Consider the following 17,784-nt stretch of genomic DNA (forward strand, 5'->3'; position numbering starts at 1 on the left):
TATTACTCCTCATTGAAGCCCGAGGTGAACAGCGCCACCACGGCGGCCAGGGCCTCCACCTCTTCGGGGCCCTCCACCTGCACCTCCACCTGTTTGCCCTGGGCGGAGTCCAGCATCAGCAGGCCGATCACGCTGTCGGCGTCGGCCTCGACCCCCTCTTCGTTGCGCAGCAACACGTGGGCATCGAACCCCTGCACCAGCTCGAACAGCATCATGGCCGGTCGCGCGTGAATGCCTAACTTGTTTTTGACTTCTACCGAGGCGGAAACGGTCATCTGAGCATCCTGTGGATCTGTCAGGCGGGGTTTGAACGCTTGTCCAACGTGCGATGGCGGATCTGCACGTTCTTGCCAAGCAACCGGAATGCGCTGGCCAGCCGCTCGGCGATGAACACCGAGCGGTGTTGTCCGCCGGTACAGCCGATCCCGACGGTCACATAGCTGCGATTGTTGCGCTCCAGGTGGGGTAACCAGGTCCCCAGCATATTCTCGATCTGCTGGATGAACAGCATGACATCCGGCTGGCTGGAGAGGTAGTTGGCCACGGGCTCATCCTTGCCGGTGAAGGGCTTGAGCTCCGGGATCCAGTGCGGGTTGGGCAGGAAACGGGCGTCGAACACGAAGTCCGCATCCTTGGGAATGCCGTACTTGAAACCGAATGACTCGAACACCAGCACCAGCTCGTTCTCTTTCTTGCCAAGCACCCGGGTTTTGATGAGCTCGCTGAGATCGTGAATGCTGAGGTTGGTGGTGTCGATGCGCAGGTCGGCGGTCGAGGAGAGCGGTGCCAGCAGGTGGGTCTCTTCCCGGATCGCCTCGTCCAGCGAAAGCTTGTTGCGGGACAGAGGGTGCAGACGGCGGCTCTCACCGTAGCGTTTGAGCAGGGTCGCGTTGTCCGCATCGAAGAAGAAGCTCGAAAACTTGACTCGCCCCTCGTTGCGCACCTGGCTCAGCAGGTTCTCCAGCCTGTCTGCCTGGGCAGGCAGGTTGCGCACGTCGATGCTGACAGCCAGCTTGTCATACTGGCTCTCCACCGACACGATCAACTGGGGCAGCAGGTTGACCGGCAGGTTGTCCACGCAGTAGTACCCGAGATCCTCGAGCACCCTCAAGGCCACCGTCTTGCCGGAGCCCGAACGACCGCTTACTACTATTAACTGCATCTTGTCCCCTCACGCCAACGTGGCTGTGTCAGACCCGGCCTCAGGCCGACGTCATGATCTGATAGAGTTCTTCGTCGCTGGTCGCCTGGCGCAACTGGCGGCAGACGGCCTTGTCACCCAGTTTGGATGCCATCAGGGAAAGAGTCTTGAGGTGCTGCTTGCACTCGCTTTCCGGCACCAGCAATGCAAAGAGCAGGTCAACCGGTTGATTGTCGATAGAATCGAAAGGGATGGGCTCGGAGAAGGTCATCAACACGGCGGTCGGCGCGAAGGCGTCGTCAATCCGGCCGTGGGGGATGGCGATACCGGCTCCGATCCCGGTACTGCCCATCTTTTCTCGCGCCAGCAGGCTTTCAAACAGGACCTGGCGGGAAGCGCCGAGGCGCTCTGCGGCCAGTTCACTGATGATCTCGAGCGCGCGTTTCTTGCTGGTACAAGGGACCGCACTCTTGGTGCAGTCCCGACTCAGTATGTGTTCAAGTTGCATAGTTATTTTTGATTTAACTTATCTTTGTGCTTGATGATCTGCCGATCCAGTTTATCCAGCAGGGTATCAATCGCCGCATACATGTCGGCATGCTGCGAATTGGCGAACACCTCTCCCCCGCTGACATGCAGCTTGGCTTCGGCGATCTGGTTCAGTTTTTCGACGCTCAACACCACGTGTACGTTGTTGATATGGTCAAAGTGACGCTCGAGTTTGGCAAATTTGTTGTTCACATAATCACGCAGAGCTTCGGTAATCTCGACATGGTGTCCGGTCAGGTTAATTTGCATAACGTCTTCCTTTTGTTTGCCTAAACCAGGCGTTTGCGCTGATTGGATGGCGGGATCAACAAGGATTCACGGTACTTTGCGATCGTGCGTCTCGCCACCATAATACCCTGTTCGGCCAGCAAATCCGCGATCTTGCTATCACTAAGCGGCTTGGCGGGGTTTTCCGCCGTCACCAGCTTCTTGATCAGGGCGCGAATAGCGGTCGATGAGCACTCTCCTCCTCCCTCCGTATTGACGTGACTGGAGAAAAAAAACTTCAGTTCAAAAATGCCGCGGGGCGTATGCATGTACTTCTGGGTCGTGACCCGTGAAATGGTCGACTCATGCATCTCCACCGCTTCCGCGATGTCGTTGAGTACCATGGGTTTCATGGCCTCTTCGCCGTACTCGAAAAAGCCCTGCTGCTGCTCGACGATGCAGCTGGCCACCTTGAGCAGGGTGTCGTTACGACTCTCCAGGCTCTTGATGAACCACTTGGCCTCCTGCAAATGGGAACGGATGAACTGGGTATCCGTGCTGCTGCGGGCATTGCGCGCCATGGCCGCATAGGCCTCGTTGACACGGATGCGCGGAGCAGAATCCGGATTGAGTTCAACCACCCACTTGCTGCCCTTCTTGACCACGGACACATCCGGGATCACGTACTGGGATTCACTCTGGATGATGCCGTTGCCGGGTCTGGGCTCCAGTTGCTGGATGAGATCCAGCACCTCCTTGAGATCGCTCTCCTTGAGGCGGGTCTTGCGAGCCAGGGTGCGGTAGTCGCGATTGCCGAGCAGGTCCATGTGTTCGCGGATCACCTCTCTGGCTTCGTCGAGCCAGGGCAGGTCCGGCGAATACTGGCCGAGCTGGATCAGCAGACACTCTTGCACCGAACGGGCGGCGATGCCGACCGGATCGAAATGCTGCACCCGCTTGAGCACGGCTTCGATCTCATCCAGTTCGACTTCTACCTCCTCGCTGCTGACTGCAGCCTGAATATCCTCGAGGGTGGCAGTCAGATACCCGGATTCGTCGATGGCATCGATGATGGCAAGCGCGATGGCAGCATCCACATCACTGAACGGGGTGAGCCGCATCTGCCACAGCAGGTAGTCCTGCAGGTTCTCGGTGGTCTCCCCCTGATAGACGCTGTCTTCCCCGTCATGGATGGGGCCTGCACTCTGAGCTGTACCGGCCGAGTAGACCTCGTCCCAGGTGGTGTCCACCGGCAGTTCATCCGGCATGCTCTCCTGGGCCATGGCATCGCTGGAGTCGAGTTGACTGGCGTCCTGTGTCTCTGTCTGACTGGTTTCCTGCGCCTCGTTCTCCTCTTGCTCCAGCAAGGGGTTGTTGTCGAGCGCTTGCTGAATTTCCTGCTGGAGTTCCAGGGTGGAGAGCTGGAGCAGACGAATCGCTTGTTGTAATTGTGGCGTCATGGTCAGGGACTGACCGAGACGCAACTGTAATGTCGGCTTCATCTACGTCGGGATATCCTTATGTTCAGCGAGGCAGTCACCTAACAAAAAATGAGGGGTGCCCCCTTACTATAGACTGAATTGATCGCCCAAATAGACGCGCTTGACCTGCTCATCGGCGAGGATATCGGCCGGCGCGCCCTCGGCAATCATCTTGCCGTGGCTGACGATGTAGGCCTTCTCGCACACATCCAGCGTCTCTCTGACGTTGTGGTCCGTTATCAGCACACCCAACCCGCGTTCTTTCAGATGCTGGATGATCTTTTTGATATCGATGACTGAAATAGGATCAACACCTGCGAAGGGCTCATCGAGCAGAATGAATCTCGGCTCTGCCGCCAGCGCCCGGGCGATTTCCACCCGGCGCCGCTCCCCACCCGAGAGGCTCTGGCCCAGGCTGTCACGGATATGGGTGATATTGAACTCTTCCAGCAACTGTTCGACCTTATCCTCCCGCTCTTCGCGGCTCAACCCCTTGCGGGTCTGCATGACCCCCATCAAGTTGTCGAACACCGACAGGCGCCGGAAGATGGAGGCCTCCTGGGGCAGATAGCCGATGCCATTGCGGGCACGGATATGCATGGGCTGCAGGCTGATGTCCTGCTCGTCGATGGTGATGAGGCCGGCATCCCGCAGCACCAGGCCCACGATCATGTAGAAGGAGGTCGTCTTGCCCGCGCCGTTCGGACCCAGCAGACCCACGATCTGGCCCGTTCCCACCTCGAGGCTCACATCGCTGACCACCATGCGGCGCTTGTAGCTCTTTTGCAGACCCGTTGCTTTTAACACTGCCATGGCTGTTGTTTCCTACTTCTTCTGATCGGCGGGTTTGTCGAAGTTCTCCACCTGATCCGGCAGGAACACCGTCTTGACGCGCTGGGTGGGCCCCTTGCTCTCGGCAATCATCTTCTGCTTGACGATGTCGTAGCGAATGAGATCGCCGGTCACCTGGCTGTCTTCCTGCTTGAGCTGGCCATTGCCGGTGATGGTCACCAGCCGGTTCTTAAGCTCGTAGCGGATGCTGTTGCCATGGGCATTGACCGGTTTGCCGTTGTCCAGCACCTGGAAGAAAGTGGCTGGGTTGCCATACGCGGTCATGACCTCGGCGCCCTTGTCGCCGGAGCGGATCACCACCACCTTGTCGGCCTTAATCTTGATGGTGCCCTGGGTGATGATGACATCCTCGCTGAAGGTGATGCGGTTGTCCTGCATCTCGGCCACCTGCTTGACAGCATCCACATAGACCTTCTCGGCAAAGTCGGACTCTTTGGCATTCAGAGAACCGCACAGCAACAGGGCCGTGAGGGCCAGATTAACGTTTTTCATTGAAATAAGTGGCATGGCCTTTATCCAGTAACTCGAAATATTTACGTTCCAGGTGACCCTTGAGGCCAACGCCCTCGGTCTGGAACTCCTGGCCCACGATGCTGATGTGCTGGTTGCTTCTCATCCCCTGCGTCACCAGATCCAGCTCCAGATAGGAGGTATCCAGCGTGGAGATGAAGGAAGCGGGCAGCAGACCGTCCAGATGCACCTTGTCACGGAGGATCACATTGTCATCGGTGTTGAGCACCCCGGTTTCGGCCGTCAGCTTCCATTCGGCCGCGCCCTTGTCATCGAACATGTAGACCACCGGCTTGGTGAAAGTGGCCTGCTCGAGCACCTGGTAGTACTCCGCATATTCGGATTCCAGCCGCTCGGTGCGCTTGCCCTGCTCGTTGAAGCGGGTCGTCACCAACTCTCTGGCGGTGAAGTCCGGTTGAAAATTTTCCGTCTTGGTGGTCGGCTCGGGGACCAGCTCGATCTCCCCCAGCTGCCAGGCCGCCAGCGCAGCCAGAAACAGCAGGCCGAACAGCACAGTCTGTTTGTTCATCGCGACGCCTCGGGTTGATAGTCAGCCAATCCCTGGGCCTGCAAGATCAGGTCGCACACCTCGCGCACGGCCCCGACGCCACCGCCAAGCCGCGTCACCAGATCCGCCTTCGCCAGCACAAGCGGATGGGCATCGGCAACGGCGATACCCAGGCCGCAAGCCTGCATCACCGGCAGATCGATGGTGTCATCTCCCATATAGGCGGCTTGCGATGCATCCAGCCCGAGCTTGGTCAGCAAGGCCTCGAAGTGGGGCAGCTTTTTGTCTGCCCCCTGCACCAGGTGCTGGACTCCCAGACTCTTCATGCGATCGCTGACGATGCGGGAGTTTCGCCCCGTGATGATGGCAATCTCGATGCCCGCATTGAGCAGGGCACGCATGCCGGCACCGTCACGGGTGCAGAAAGTCTTCAGCTCTTCGCCGTTATTGCCCATATAGATGAGGCCGTTGGAGAGCACCCCATCCACATCGCACACCAGCAGGCGGATCTGCGCCGCCTTCTCGTACTGGCTGCGCGTCACCGGACCATAGAGGGTCGGTACGTCTTGCATCAAATTACTCCGGCTTTCAGCAGGTCATGCATGTTGAAGGCACCCAGCGGGTGTCTCTCCCCATCCACGACCAACAACCCGTTGATTTTCCTGGTTTCCATCAGCTTGACGGCCTCGGCCGCCATCATCTCAGGCCCTACGGTAACACAGTTCACCGTCATGACGCGGCTGATGGGGGTGTGATGGATGTCCACCTGCAGGTCCAGAATGCGGCGCAGGTCACCATCGGTGAACAGACCGGCAAGCAGCCCTTGATCGTCCACCACCGCCGTCATGCCGAGCCCCTTGCGGCTCACTTCCAGCAGCGCCTGGCTGATGGTGGCATCTATCCCCACCTTGGGCAACAGCTCGCCGCTGTGCATCAGATCGCCCACTCGCAGCAGCAACCGCTTGCCGAGGGACCCGCCCGGGTGCGACAGCGCAAAGTCATCGGCGGTGAAGCCACGGGCCTCCAGCAGGGCCACGGCCAGCGCGTCCCCCATCACCAGGGTGGCGGTAGTGCTGGATGTCGGGGCCAGACCGAGGGGGCAGGCCTCTTTCTCCACCTTGATGCACAGGTGCACGTTGGCCTCTTTCGCCATGGTGGAAGCAGGATTGCCTGTCATGCAGATGAGTGGAATACCGCGGCGCTTGAGCACCGGCAGCAGGGCCAGGATCTCGTCGCTCTCGCCGGAGTTGGAAATGGCGATGATGAGATCCCCGGCTGAGATCATGCCGAGATCCCCGTGGCTGGCCTCGCCCGGGTGCAGGAAGAAGGCGGGCGTTCCCGTGCTGGCCAGGGTCGCGGCAATCTTGTTGCCGATATGACCCGACTTGCCCATGCCGGTCACCACTATCTTGCCGCCACAGCGCAGCACCATCTCGCAGGCGCGCTCGAACGCCTCGTCAAGGTACTGGTAGAGTCCATCAATGGCTTGTTTTTCTATGTCCAGCACCGCTCGGGCGCTGCGACGGAAATCGAACAATTCAGACACTTTTTCAGGCTTTACAGACATAAAGGCACAGCTCCGGGCCGAAATTTGCTGCGGGATTATAAAAAAGTCTGCCGAGATAAGCGAATCGGATGCGGAATGGGCGGTCATTGACGCAGGTTGTTACATAAAACTGTCGCGTACTTGGGGGGGAAACCCGCTCAATAGTTGTTCCTCGCTGTTGCTTAGACCTAGACTAGCCCATAAAATTCGCTCTTCATTTATACCGGATGGACAATTGTTTGAACGATGACCTGATCACCATCTCCGACCTGACCTTCAGTCACGGGGATCGGCTGCTGTACGACAGGATCAACCTGACCATTCCCCGTGGCAAGGTCACCGCCGTCATGGGTCCGAGCGGGATCGGCAAGACCACCTTGCTGCGCCTGATCGGGGGCCAGCTCAAGCCTGAGTCCGGTCACATCCTGTTTGACGGGGAAGACGTTCCCACGCTCTCCCGTTCGCGCCTGTATGAAGTGCGGAAACGGATGAGCATGCTGTTCCAGAGTGGCGCATTGTTCACCGGCATGACCGTCTTCGACAACGTGGCCTTCCCGCTGCGGGAGCACTCCGGCCTGCCGGAAGAGCTGATCCGCACCATCGTCATGATGAAACTGCAGGCTGTCGGTCTGCGCGGGGCGGCCAAGCTGATGCCGTCCGAGCTCTCCGGTGGCATGGCGCGTCGCGCGGCCCTGGCGAGATCCATCGCGCTGGATCCGGATCTCATCATGTATGACGAGCCCTTCGTGGGGCAGGACCCCATCACCATGGCGGTGCTGGTGAAGCTCATCAAGGAGCTCAACGATGCCCTCGGCATCACCTCCGTCATCGTCACCCACGACGTGAAGGAGGTGCTGAGCATCGCCGACTACGCCTACATCATCGCCAACCGCAAGGTAGTGGCACACGGCACACCGGAGCAGCTGCGCGAGGAGCACAATCCCGAAGTCGAGCAGTTCCTCAAGGGATTGCCCGACGGTCCTGTTCCGTTTCATTTTCCGGCAGGCGACCTGCTACAGGATCTGTGATGTTGACAAGTCAGATAAGCAAGCTGGGCCGCAGCGGTGTGCGTTTCATCAACGCCGTCGGCCGGGCAACCATCATGCTGTTTCATGCACTGGCAGGACGACCCCAGCCACGCAAGCACTTCCCGCTACTGGTGCAGCAACTGTATGTGGTGGGAGTGCAATCCGTCGCCATCATACTGGTGTCCGGCCTCTTCATCGGCATGGTGCTCTCCCTGCAGGGTTACAACGTATTGAAGGATTTCGGCGCAGAGCAGAGCCTGGGGCCTCTGGTTTCCCTCTCCCTGCTCCGTGAGCTGGGCCCTGTGGTCACAGCCCTGTTGTTCGCCGGTCGTGCAGGCTCCGCCCTCACCGCCGAGATCGGCCTGATGAAGGCCACCGAGCAGCTCTCCAGCCTGGAGATGATGGCGGTCGATCCGCTGCGTCGGGTCGTGGCGCCCCGCTTCTGGGCCGGGGTCATCAGCATGCCGCTGCTGGCCTTCATGTTCAGCCTGATCGGCATCTTTGGCGGCAAGCTGGTTGGTGTCGACTGGCTGGGGGTGGACGAAGGCAGTTTCTGGTCCGCCATGCAGGCCTCCGTCGACTGGCAGGACGACATCATGCAGGGCGCCATCAAGAGCCTGATCTTCGCCCTGGTGGTGACCTGGATAGCGCTCTTCAACGGCTATGATGCCAAACCGACCTCGGCCGGGATCAGTCAGGCGACGACCCGTACCGTGGTTCACTCATCCCTGGCCGTGCTCGGTCTGGATTTTATACTCACCGCAGTCATGTTTGGATAAGGGAAAGATGAAGTTCAGCAAAGTAGAATTTCTGGTTGGCGCCTTCATGCTGGCTGGCATCGCGGCCATTCTGGCATTGGCACTGCAAGTGGCGGGATTGAGTTTCAAACCGGAAGGAGAAACCTATACCCTGCGCGCCCATTTCGATAATATCGGCGGCCTGAAAGTACGCTCGCCGGTCAAGGTCGGCGGCGTCGTCGTCGGTCGTGTCAGCGACATCACCCTGGATCCCAAGAGCCAGGTCCCCATTGTTTCCCTGCAGATGCAGAAGAGTGCCGGCGAGTTCTCCGAGACCAGCACCCTCTCCATCCTGACTTCTGGCCTGCTCGGTGAGCAGTACATCGGTCTGGCACCGGGGTTCAGCGATGAGGAGATGGGCACCAACATGCTCAAGGATGGCGACATGATCGAAGACACCAAGTCCGCCATCGTGCTGGAAGACCTGATTGGCAAGTTCCTCTACAGCCAGTCCTCCCCGGCCAACACACCCGCAACCAAGGAGTAACCATGTTCAAGAAGATCGCCCTGATGCTGGGTCTTATGACCAGCATGCTGTTCTCCCTCGTCGCCCGTGCGGATGTCAATACTTCGGACCCCTATGCCCTCGTGGATCAGGCCGCTCAGCAGACCTTTGCCCGCCTGAAAGCCGATCAGGCCCAGGTGAAGAGCAACCCCGATCACCTGCGCGTCATCATCCGCGAGGAGCTGCTGCCCTACGTGGACAACCGCTTCGCCGCCTACAAGGTGCTCGGCAACCAGATCAAACAGACGACCCCTGCCCAGCGTGACGCCTTTGTCGACGTCTTCACCGAGTACATGGTGAGCTCCTACGCCGACGCCTTGGCACACTTTGACAAGCAGACCGTCAAGGTCCAGCCCGGTAAAGCCGCCGAGAGCAACATCACCGCCGTCAACGTCAGCGTGAAAGAGGCCGGCAAGCCGGACATCTTCCTCGAGTTCAAGCTGCGCAAGAACAACAAGACCGGCGAGTGGAAAGCCTTCGACATGGTTGCCGAAGGGATCAGCCTGCTCTCTGCCAAGCAGAACGAGCTGGGCGGCCTCATTCGCCAGAACGGCATCGATGCGGTGATAGCCCAACTGCGTGAACACAACGCCAAGCCGCTGGTGATCAAGTCATGATCCTGAGCGGTGACTTGCAGGCCCCGCAGGTCAACGATCTGTGGCAACGCCGCGCCGACTGGTGGCAGGACGACCGGCTCGAACTCGGTGCAGTCACTACCCTGGATTCCGCCGGCCTTGCCCTGCTGGTCAAGTGGGCCAAGGCGGCACTGGCACGGGGTGCCACTCCGACACTGGTGGGTGCCTCCAACGATTTCCATACGCTGGCCAACCTCTACGGGGTGGCCAGCCTCTTTCATTCAACCCCGCTCACAACTGAGGACTCATAATGCAAGTCTCTGAAATTGAAGCGATACTCCTCGAGGCTTTGCCATTGTCCGAAGTCCATGTCAAAGGGGACGGCAGTCACTACCAGGTGATCGCCGTCGGCGACATGTTTGACGGCATGAGCCGGGTCAAGAAACAACAGGCCATCTATGCCCCGCTGATGGACAAGATCGCCACCAACGAGATCCACGCTCTCTCCATCAAGGCCTATACCGACGCCGAGTGGAAACGCGAGCGTAAATTCCAGCTGCCCTCCTGATTTGGTAAAGAAGTAAACCATGGACAAATTCAAGATCACCGGCCCCTGCACCCTCTCCGGTGAAGTGACCATCTCCGGCGCCAAGAATGCCGCCCTGCCCATCCTGTTTGCCACCCTGCTGTGTGACGAAGAGGTTCAACTCTCCAACGTACCGCGCCTGAAAGACGTGGGTACCACCCTCAAGCTGCTGGAGATGCTGGGCGCCACCACCAAGGTCAACGGCAACGTGACCGTGCTGACCGGCGCGGTAAACAATCATGTCGCCCCCTACGAGCTGGTGAAGACCATGCGAGCCTCCATCCTGGCCCTGGGCCCGCTGGCAGCCCGCTTCGGTGCAGCAGACGTCTCCCTGCCCGGCGGCTGTGCCATCGGTGCCCGCCCGGTCAACCTGCATGTCCACGGCCTGGAGCTGATGGGCGCGAAGATCGTCATCGAAGAGGGTTACATCAAAGCCCGCGTCGACGGCCGCCTGAAAGGTGCCCACATCCTGATGGACATGGTTTCCGTGACCGGTACCGAGAACCTGATGATGGCCGCCACCCTGGCTGACGGTCGCACCGTGATCGAAAACGCCGCCCGTGAGCCGGAGGTGGTCGATCTGGCCAACTTCCTCAACGCGCTCGGAGCTAACATTCAGGGCGCCGGCACCGATACCCTGACCATCGACGGCGTAGAACGTCTGCACGGTGGCAGCTACAGCGTGCAGCCCGATCGCATCGAGACCGGCACCTTCCTGGTAGGCGCCGCCGTGACCGGTGGCAAGATCACCTGCCGCAACACCGACCCCAGCCTGCTGGAAGCCGTACTGGTCAAACTGGAAGAGGCTGGCGCCCTGATTGAAAAGGGTAACGACTGGATCACCCTCGACATGACAGGTCGCACCCTGAAACCTGTCACCATCAAGACCGCCCCCTACCCGGCGTTCCCGACCGACATGCAGGCACAGTTCACCGTGCTGAACGCGGTCGCCCAGGGCACCGGCATGGTCACCGAGACCATCTTCGAGAACCGCTTCATGCACGTGCCCGAGCTGGTACGGATGGGTGCCGACATCGAACTGCAGGGCAATGTGGCCATCTGCCGCGACACCCAGCAGCTCAAGGGTGCCCAGGTGATGGCGACCGATCTGCGCGCCTCCGCCAGCCTGGTGCTGGCCGGCTTCGTGGCCGAAGGGGCCACCATCGTCGATCGCATCTATCACATCGACCGTGGCTACGAAGACATCGAGCACAAGCTGCAAGGCCTGGGTGGTCGCATCGAGCGCATCAAGGAATAAGCTGGCTTCACCATGAGCCGACGATAAAAAGGCCCCCTCGCCAGGCGAGGGGGCCTTTTTCATGGCCGTGTACCAGATCGGACGGAGGGGGATCAGTGCCCCGCCAGTTTCATCTGCTCGACCAGTACGGAGCCGGTCTTGAGACTGGAACGCTCATCCTCATCACTGCCCACCGCCACGATATGGCTGAACATGTCGGCCAGATTGCCTGCAATGGTGATCTCCTCCACCGGATAGAGGATCTCGCCATTTTCAACCCAGAAACCGGCTGCGCCGCGGGAGTAATCACCATTGACGATGTTGACCCCCTGCCCCATCAGCTCGGTCACCAGCAGCCCGGTGCCCATCTCTTTGAGCATGCCCTGGAAGTCCTGGCCGGTATTGGAGACCTGCCAGTTATGGATGCCCCCGGCGTGGCCCGTGGTGGTCAGGCCCAGTTTGCGGGCGGAGTAGGAGGTGAGCAGCCAGCTCATCAGCTCGCCGCTGCGGACGATGTCCATGTCGCGGGTGCGAACCCCTTCCCCGTCGAACGGGGTGCTGGCAAGTCCTCCCGGCAAGTGGGGGAACTCCTGGATGGTGAGCCACTCGGGCAGGATCTGCTTGCCCAGTTTGTCCAGCAGGAAGCTCGACTTGCGATAGAGGTTCCCCCCACTGATGGCCATCACCAGATGGCCCCACAGACCGGCAGCGGTATCGGGGTGGAACAGCACAGGGGCATGGCGGGTGCTGATCTTGCGAGCCCCCAGGCGGGAAACAGTGCGCTCCACCGCCTCGTCAGCGATACGTTGGGGGCTCCACAGCCCGTCCAGGGAGCGGCTGGAGGAGTAGCCGTAGTCGCGCTGCATGTCGCCATCCTGCTCGCCGATCAGTACGCAGCTCAGGGAGTTGCGGGACGCTGCATAGCCTTTGACGAAGCCGTGGCTGTTGCCATAGACCTTGACACCCAGGTGGCTGGAGAAACTGGCTCCGTCGGAGTGCTTGATGCGGGCATCCCGCCCCAGGGCCAGCCGCTCGCACTCGATGGCCAGCGCGATACCACGCTGGGGATCCAGCTCGATTTGGTGGCACAGTTGCAGGTCCGGGGCATCCCAGGCCAGCAGATCCGCATCCGCAAGACCGGCGCAGTCATCGGGAGAGGTGTGGCGGGCGATCTCCATGGCCGCTTCCACGGCGGCGCGAATGGCCGGCTTGGTCAGATCCGTGGTGGAGGAGGACCCCTTGCATCCGTCGCGATAGACGGCGATACCGAGTGCGCCATCCTTGTTGAATTCGATGCTTTCCAGCTCGCAACCCCGGGTGTTCACCGAGAGGCCTGTCTGTTTGCTGATGGAGACTTCGGCAAGCCCGGCGCCCAGCCCTTTCGCTATCTCAAGGGCCTCGGCGACCACGGCCTCGAGATGGGATTGATCCTGGCGGATTTGATCTTGCTGGTCCATAACTCACATCTGTATGAAGGGAAGGAAAGGGGCTAAGCATATCAGACCCCTGCGCCCAGCGGGAGAAGCTGGTAACATATCCGCCAAACGTGAATGACAGGAATACAGAGACCGATGAGTCAATATCAAGACGACAACGAGTGGGAAGACTGGGGCCCCAGCAAGAGCCAGCTCAAGCGTGATGCCGAGGCCTTGCAGAAGATGGGGGAAGAGATCGTCTCCCTGAGTCACAGCGAGCTGGAGAAGATCCCCCTGGATGAAGAGCTCGCCGAAGCGGTCGAGCTGGGTCGCAAGCTCAAGCCGAAGAAGGATGAGTCCTTCCGTCGCCATCTCCAGTTCATCGGCCGTCTGATGCGTAGCCGCGATGTGGCCCCCATCGAAGAGGCCCTCTCCATCATCAAGATGCGTCACTCCACCGTGAACGCCCGCCTGCACCGCCTCGAACAGTGGCGCGAGCGGCTGATCACCGAAGGCGACAGCGCCCTCAACGAGCTGATGTCCCAGTTCCACGAGCTGGATCGCCAGAAGCTGCGTCAGCTGATCCGCACCGCCAACAAGGAGCGGGAGCTGAACAAGCCGCCGGTAGCCTATCGCGAGATGTACCAGTACCTGCGCGGTGAAATTGAAGATCTGTTGTAAGTGATGACTCACGTCCGCCTCATGGCGGCGTGCAGTACACAATCAAACGGGGCCGAAATGGCCCCGTTTTTTCATACGATTTCCGCTCAGCTGCCCGCCATGCACTGGGTGTGAGTAGCGGGTTGCAGATAGGGGACCAGCAGGGGGGCCATCCCCTTGAGCACCTGTACAGGTAGCGCCGATGTGAAGCGGAACTTGTCGGACTGGCTGCCGGGCACATAAGCCGTCAGCGTGCCGAAGTGATCATCCCCGATGTAGAAGACGAAAGTCGCAGTCCGGTTGCGAGCCAGTGAACTGGTCACATTACCGTAGCGACCGACCGTCTCGATCCGGTTGTCCCCGGTCCCCGTCTTGCCCCCCAGGGCCAGGACAGTACCATCCTGCAAGGCGAAGGCCCCGGCGATGCGCCGCGCCGTCCCCCCTTCCACCACCTTGGAGAGTGCATTGCGCAAGGCGTTGGCCACCTCGGCAGGCATCACCCGTTCCCCCTGGGTGTTCGCCGGCTCAAAGACGGTGGCGAAGGGGGTCCCCTTGGCAAAGGAGAGGTGCTCGATGCGCAGGGTCGGCGCACGAATGCCGCCGTTCTGGATAATCCCCATCAGCTCGGCCAACGCTGCAGGACGATCGCCCGAGCTGCCCAGTGCGGTCGCCAGGGACGGAACCAGGTGATCGAACGGGTAGCCCAGGCGAGCCCAGCGCTGATGGATGTCGAGGAAGGCCTCAACCTCCAGCATGGTGCGGATCCGGCTATCCCGGGCACTGCGATGACGGGTCTTGAACAGCCAGCTGTAGACCTCCTGACGCTCGTCACGGCTGGCGGTTACCGCATCGGTAAAGGTGGCCTTGTCAAACTCCTTGAGATAGGCAAGCAACCACAGCTCAAGTGGATGCACCCGTGCGATATAACCTTGATCCGGCAGAGAATATTTGCCAGGGCCGTAATTGGTATAGAGCTGCTCTATGCGCTTCTCGGTCAATTTCTCCCGCGGCAGGCGCTTGGCCAGGAAAGCGGCAAAGTCGGCCTGGGAGGCTTCCGGCATCAGATAGCGATGCACGGCGGCGAGACGCACCGCGCTGGGTTTGAGACCATCGAGGAAGGTATCGAGCTGCTCTTCTGCACTCTTGCCACGATATTTGCGCCAGAACCTCAGCAGATAGGTCTGGCCCTCTTTGTCAGCAAACTTGGCCAGGTACTCGGTACGGCGAGGATCCCTGTCATCTTTCAACAACTGGGCACGATTTCCCTCCTTGTAGAGGCTGTAGCGGACGATGTCCCGCATCAAGCGCACGAAGGGCAGGTTGATGGATTCCCGCAGCGCATCGCGAATGGGCGGGATGCGACCGTTGTCTTCCTTGCGGAAGTTGTTGAAGGTGTGCATGCCACCGCCGGTAAAGAAGCCTTCATAGGGGCTCGCGGAATACTTGCGGTCCAGTGCGGCCTCCAGCATCACCGGCAGGCTTCTGTCCTTGGCACTCATCAGATAGGCGATGGCCCAGCGGCTGATGTTGTCCTGATCGGACACTTCGATCTTTCGCAGGCTCTCCACCGGCATGTTGCCGTAGCTGTCATGCAACTCGGTGACAATCTCGAGATAGGTCGTCAGCACCCGCAACTTGGCGGTGGATCCCAGTTCAAGCTTGCTGCCCTCATTGATGTCGAACGGCTGGTCCGTGTTGTCGGTCTGCACCCTCACCTTGACCCCTTCCGGCGTCTTCTCGAACAGGGTAAAGCTGTACTTCACATCACCCGTCTTCTCCGGCGAGAGCAGGCGCTCACCAAACAGGCCCACCTGGACTGCGAATGCAGGGTCTGCCAGTTGCTGCAGATACCGTGACACCTCGTTCTGCAGCGGCATGTTGAGGGTGGTGTTGGCCGTCAGATCCATGCGGTCCAGATCATAAAGCTGCACCCCGAGCTGACGACTGAGACGAGTGCGAGCCACCTGCAGTCCCTTGTTGTTGTTGACTCGAGTGATGGCAGGTGCCTGCAGGAAATCGCGGAAGACCAGCTTGGCCTTGAGAGCCGACTCCATCAGGGGGGGCGTGATCATTCCCTCCTGCACGAAGAGTCGCAGATAGCTGTCTGTCAGTGTCGACAGTGCTTCTCTACCCTGCGCCAGGTAATAGGAAGGACGGCGGTGGGCGATCATCAGGGAGACAACCTGGCGCAAGGCAAGGCCCTGCTCGGCCAGGGTAGAATCCTGGTTGCGAGCGGGATCCAGCAGTCGATTCACCTCATCGACATTGGCGCCAAACCAGACCCAGAGGCCATCACCGAGACCGTGCACCTCGCCATAACCGGGCGCCGCAGAGAGCGGGACCGAGTTGAGGTAGGCCCAGGCAACCAGCTTGCGGGCCTCCAGGGTCTCGGGCCCCAGCCGATAGGCACGAACGCTGGCCGAGACCATCTGGCGGATCTTCTCGGTCGGCGAAACGGTCAGTCCATCGGGAGAATGACGATACTTCTCCACCTGGGTCGCCAGGGTGCTACCGCCAGCAGATTGATCCTGCATATCCAGCGCCTTGCCCACCTGAGACAGCGCCGCCTTGGCAAAGCGCGGCCAGTCTACGGCCGGGTTGGCCAGCGGTTCCTTGTTGCTCAGGAGTTCACGGTTCTCGATAAACAGCAGAGACTGGATGACCAAGGGCGGTATGGCATTGAAATCCGGATAGTAATGAGTCGGATACTTGTACTGGTAGAAAGGCTCGGCACGGCAGTCATAGAGTGTCAATCCTGCCTGGACCTTCTCGGTATAAGGCACGAAGAAACCGTGGCTGGCGTAGTTGTAGAGCGCATCGGAAAAACGGACCTGTTCGCTCACCTGGTAGCCACGCTGAACGAGACGTTCCTGGATCATGGGCATCAGCACATAACCGAGTCGCTTGTCGAACGGGCCGTCGTCGGGGAAGGCAATTTGCTTGCTGGGGCCGGGTTCGATCTGATAGGTCAGGGTGGCCGCATAGCGGGAGATCTCCTGTGACTGCAGTCGGGAGGTCTTCATTTCATAACCCACCAGGGCGATCGCGGCAGCCAGGCAAAGCAAAAAGATAAAACAGAACAACCAGCGCCACCAGGGTCGGCGTTTACGCTGTTGTTGCCCGTCCGTATTAGGTACGGATGAATCCTGAGATGCCACTTTATTTGAATCCGTCTGTTTTGATGCGCCCATATCAGCCCCACCATGGTTGCGCAATTTATTGTCTTTCAATCAAGCTTAGTCGTTTCAAGTCAAGGGCTTGAAATCTATTGACCGCTTTGCAGCGATGTTAACAGGGCGATTGTGAAAATGGGAGCCGATTGTTGCAACGCGGCAAGAGATCCGAGCTGCGGCATGAAAATGAAACACCGGCCAGAGGCCGGTGTTGACGAGAGCGGGGCGGTATTACTTGCTGGTGCTCATACTCTTCAGCTTGGTACTCAGCTCCTTGCGCTCCTTGGAAAGCTCGGCATTTTTGATGATATGGTCATCTACGCGCTCTTCATAATCGGTCCGCATGTTGGCGATGATGGCCTGAACCTCGTCAATGCTCATGCCGGGCTTGATATAGTCACTCAGGTTGTCGAGCAACAGTACCCGCTTCTGGTTGTCACGGATCTTTTTCTCGTTGTCCGCAATTTCACGCTTGAGCTTGTTCTGACGACGGGACATACGCACATATTCCAGCACATCGTTGAAGGTTGACTTGTTTACTTGTTCCATATCGGTACCACTGAGTGAAGGTGAATGAAAACAGGCGGAGAGTCCCATACCAGAAAAAAACCGAAACCATGGCACGGGCAAACCCGGAATGCCCCTTACTCTACCGAGTTATGATGCAGATACAACCCCAATCGCAGCGCTAGCGGCGGGTTTAAACAGAACGGCCCCGACTGGGGTATTACGCTAAAAATGATGAAAACGGAGAGAGCCAACATGTGGGGTCAATGTGACCAGAGCAGGCGCAACTTTTCCGGTACGGGCAACAAGTGAACGTGAACGACGAACAGCACTATAGTGCCCGCTTGCCCTCCAGTGAGGGCTGAATTTCTGGCAATAAAAAACCCCGCTCGAGTGAGCGGGGTTTTTCGTGTTGGGTGCCTGGCAGTGTCCTACTCTCGCATGGCGAATGCCACACTACCATCGGCGCTACAGCGTTTCACTTCTGAGTTCGGCATGGGGTCAGGT

At 59.4% G+C, this 17,784-nt stretch carries 21 protein-coding genes; 8 read left to right on the forward strand and 13 right to left on the reverse strand.

Translation table 11 applies throughout. From position 1 onward, the window contains the following. Nucleotides 1-2: 2 nt before the first annotated feature. From npr to AB5Y53_RS05940, 10 genes are all read right to left on the reverse strand, one after another. Nucleotides 3-275 (reverse strand): PTS phosphocarrier protein NPr, encoded by a 273-nt coding sequence (npr, locus tag AB5Y53_RS05895; protein ID WP_010675868.1) that lies wholly within the window; start codon nt 273-275, stop codon nt 3-5. A 20-nt stretch (nt 276-295) separates the two neighbouring features. Further along, nucleotides 296-1,162 (reverse strand): RNase adapter RapZ, encoded by an 867-nt coding sequence (rapZ, locus tag AB5Y53_RS05900; RefSeq protein WP_010675869.1) that lies wholly within the window; start codon nt 1,160-1,162, stop codon nt 296-298. Nucleotides 1,163-1,202: 40 nt separating this feature from the next. Beyond that, nucleotides 1,203-1,649, reverse strand: coding sequence for a PTS IIA-like nitrogen regulatory protein PtsN (gene ptsN, locus AB5Y53_RS05905; RefSeq protein ID WP_010675870.1), 447 nt, complete (start codon nt 1,647-1,649; stop codon nt 1,203-1,205). Nucleotides 1,650-1,651: 2 nt separating this feature from the next. Beyond that, nucleotides 1,652-1,939 (reverse strand): ribosome hibernation promoting factor, encoded by a 288-nt coding sequence (gene hpf / locus AB5Y53_RS05910; RefSeq protein ID WP_005305957.1) that lies wholly within the window; start codon nt 1,937-1,939, stop codon nt 1,652-1,654. A 20-nt stretch (nt 1,940-1,959) separates the two neighbouring features. Continuing rightward, nucleotides 1,960-3,399, reverse strand: a complete 1,440-nt coding sequence (locus tag AB5Y53_RS05915) for an RNA polymerase factor sigma-54 (protein WP_039040474.1) — start codon at nt 3,397-3,399, stop codon at nt 1,960-1,962. Between the two features lie 66 nt (nt 3,400-3,465). Further along, nucleotides 3,466-4,191, reverse strand: a complete 726-nt coding sequence (gene lptB / locus AB5Y53_RS05920) for an LPS export ABC transporter ATP-binding protein (RefSeq protein ID WP_368181324.1) — start codon at nt 4,189-4,191, stop codon at nt 3,466-3,468. 12 nt (nt 4,192-4,203) lie between these two features. Then, nucleotides 4,204-4,722, reverse strand: coding sequence for a lipopolysaccharide transport periplasmic protein LptA (gene lptA / locus AB5Y53_RS05925; protein WP_010675873.1), 519 nt, complete (start codon nt 4,720-4,722; stop codon nt 4,204-4,206). Then, on the reverse strand, nt 4,709-5,269 hold the full coding sequence (gene lptC, locus AB5Y53_RS05930; RefSeq protein ID WP_039040473.1) for an LPS export ABC transporter periplasmic protein LptC: 561 nt from the start codon (nt 5,267-5,269) through the stop codon (nt 4,709-4,711). Before lptC ends, lptA begins: the two co-directional genes overlap by 14 nt. Next, nucleotides 5,266-5,820, reverse strand: coding sequence for a 3-deoxy-manno-octulosonate-8-phosphatase KdsC (gene kdsC / locus AB5Y53_RS05935; RefSeq protein ID WP_368181325.1), 555 nt, complete (start codon nt 5,818-5,820; stop codon nt 5,266-5,268). Before kdsC ends, lptC begins: the two co-directional genes overlap by 4 nt. After that, nucleotides 5,820-6,815: a KpsF/GutQ family sugar-phosphate isomerase gene (locus tag AB5Y53_RS05940; RefSeq protein WP_029314845.1), complete on the reverse strand. Its 996-nt coding sequence runs from the start codon at nt 6,813-6,815 to the stop codon at nt 5,820-5,822. The genes kdsC and AB5Y53_RS05940 overlap by 1 nt, the downstream gene beginning before the upstream one ends. A 206-nt stretch (nt 6,816-7,021) precedes the next feature. Here AB5Y53_RS05940 and mlaF point away from each other — a divergent pair, with 206 nt between their 5' ends. Genes mlaF through murA form a run of 7 tightly spaced genes read left to right on the forward strand, consistent with a single transcriptional unit; the run spans nt 7,022 to nt 11,543 of the window. Beyond that, complete coding sequence (mlaF, locus tag AB5Y53_RS05945; protein ID WP_029314846.1) at nt 7,022-7,822, forward strand: phospholipid ABC transporter ATP-binding protein MlaF; 801 nt, start codon at nt 7,022-7,024, stop codon at nt 7,820-7,822. Further along, the gene (gene mlaE, locus AB5Y53_RS05950; RefSeq protein ID WP_010675878.1) at nt 7,822-8,601 is read left to right on the forward strand and encodes a lipid asymmetry maintenance ABC transporter permease subunit MlaE; all 780 of its coding nucleotides are present in this window, start codon (nt 7,822-7,824) and stop codon (nt 8,599-8,601) included. Before mlaF ends, mlaE begins: the two co-directional genes overlap by 1 nt. 7 nt (nt 8,602-8,608) lie before the next feature. After that, a complete protein-coding gene (gene mlaD, locus AB5Y53_RS05955; protein WP_368181326.1) occupies nt 8,609-9,106 on the forward strand; it encodes an outer membrane lipid asymmetry maintenance protein MlaD in 498 nt (165 codons plus the stop codon). A gap of 2 nt (nt 9,107-9,108) precedes the next feature. Further along, nucleotides 9,109-9,741 (forward strand): phospholipid-binding protein MlaC, encoded by a 633-nt coding sequence (gene mlaC, locus AB5Y53_RS05960; RefSeq protein WP_039040470.1) that lies wholly within the window; start codon nt 9,109-9,111, stop codon nt 9,739-9,741. Beyond that, complete coding sequence (locus tag AB5Y53_RS05965) at nt 9,738-10,010, forward strand: lipid asymmetry maintenance protein MlaB (protein WP_010675881.1); 273 nt, start codon at nt 9,738-9,740, stop codon at nt 10,008-10,010. Before mlaC ends, AB5Y53_RS05965 begins: the two co-directional genes overlap by 4 nt. Then, on the forward strand, nt 10,010-10,267 hold the full coding sequence (ibaG, locus tag AB5Y53_RS05970) for a BolA family iron metabolism protein IbaG (RefSeq protein ID WP_010675882.1): 258 nt from the start codon (nt 10,010-10,012) through the stop codon (nt 10,265-10,267). The genes AB5Y53_RS05965 and ibaG overlap by 1 nt, the downstream gene beginning before the upstream one ends. Nucleotides 10,268-10,286: 19 nt before the next feature. Beyond that, entirely contained in the window at nt 10,287-11,543 is a 1,257-nt protein-coding gene (gene murA / locus AB5Y53_RS05975; protein ID WP_103259442.1) for a UDP-N-acetylglucosamine 1-carboxyvinyltransferase, read from the forward strand. Between the two features lie 92 nt (nt 11,544-11,635). On the opposite strand, the gene pmbA is transcribed toward murA, so the two are convergent. Then, nucleotides 11,636-12,979 carry a metalloprotease PmbA gene (gene pmbA, locus AB5Y53_RS05980; protein ID WP_039039813.1) on the reverse strand — a complete coding sequence of 448 codons (1,344 nt, stop codon included), beginning with the start codon at nt 12,977-12,979 and terminating at the stop codon, nt 11,636-11,638. A gap of 114 nt (nt 12,980-13,093) precedes the next feature. On the opposite strand from pmbA, the gene yjgA reads away from it, so the two are divergent. Beyond that, nucleotides 13,094-13,618: a ribosome biogenesis factor YjgA gene (yjgA, locus tag AB5Y53_RS05985; protein ID WP_010672689.1), complete on the forward strand. Its 525-nt coding sequence runs from the start codon at nt 13,094-13,096 to the stop codon at nt 13,616-13,618. Between the two features lie 86 nt (nt 13,619-13,704). Here yjgA and AB5Y53_RS05990 read toward each other — a convergent pair whose 3' ends face one another. Then, nucleotides 13,705-16,788: a transglycosylase domain-containing protein gene (locus AB5Y53_RS05990; protein WP_368181328.1), complete on the reverse strand. Its 3,084-nt coding sequence runs from the start codon at nt 16,786-16,788 to the stop codon at nt 13,705-13,707. 213 nt (nt 16,789-17,001) lie between these two features. Continuing rightward, nucleotides 17,002-17,319: a PTS system regulator TmaR gene (tmaR, locus tag AB5Y53_RS05995; RefSeq protein WP_010672687.1), complete on the reverse strand. Its 318-nt coding sequence runs from the start codon at nt 17,317-17,319 to the stop codon at nt 17,002-17,004. Nucleotides 17,320-17,784 lie beyond the last annotated feature (465 nt).

The sequence above is a fragment of the Aeromonas sp. R7-5 genome (assembly GCF_040908015.1).
Taxonomy (GTDB): domain Bacteria; phylum Pseudomonadota; class Gammaproteobacteria; order Enterobacterales; family Aeromonadaceae; genus Aeromonas; species Aeromonas caviae.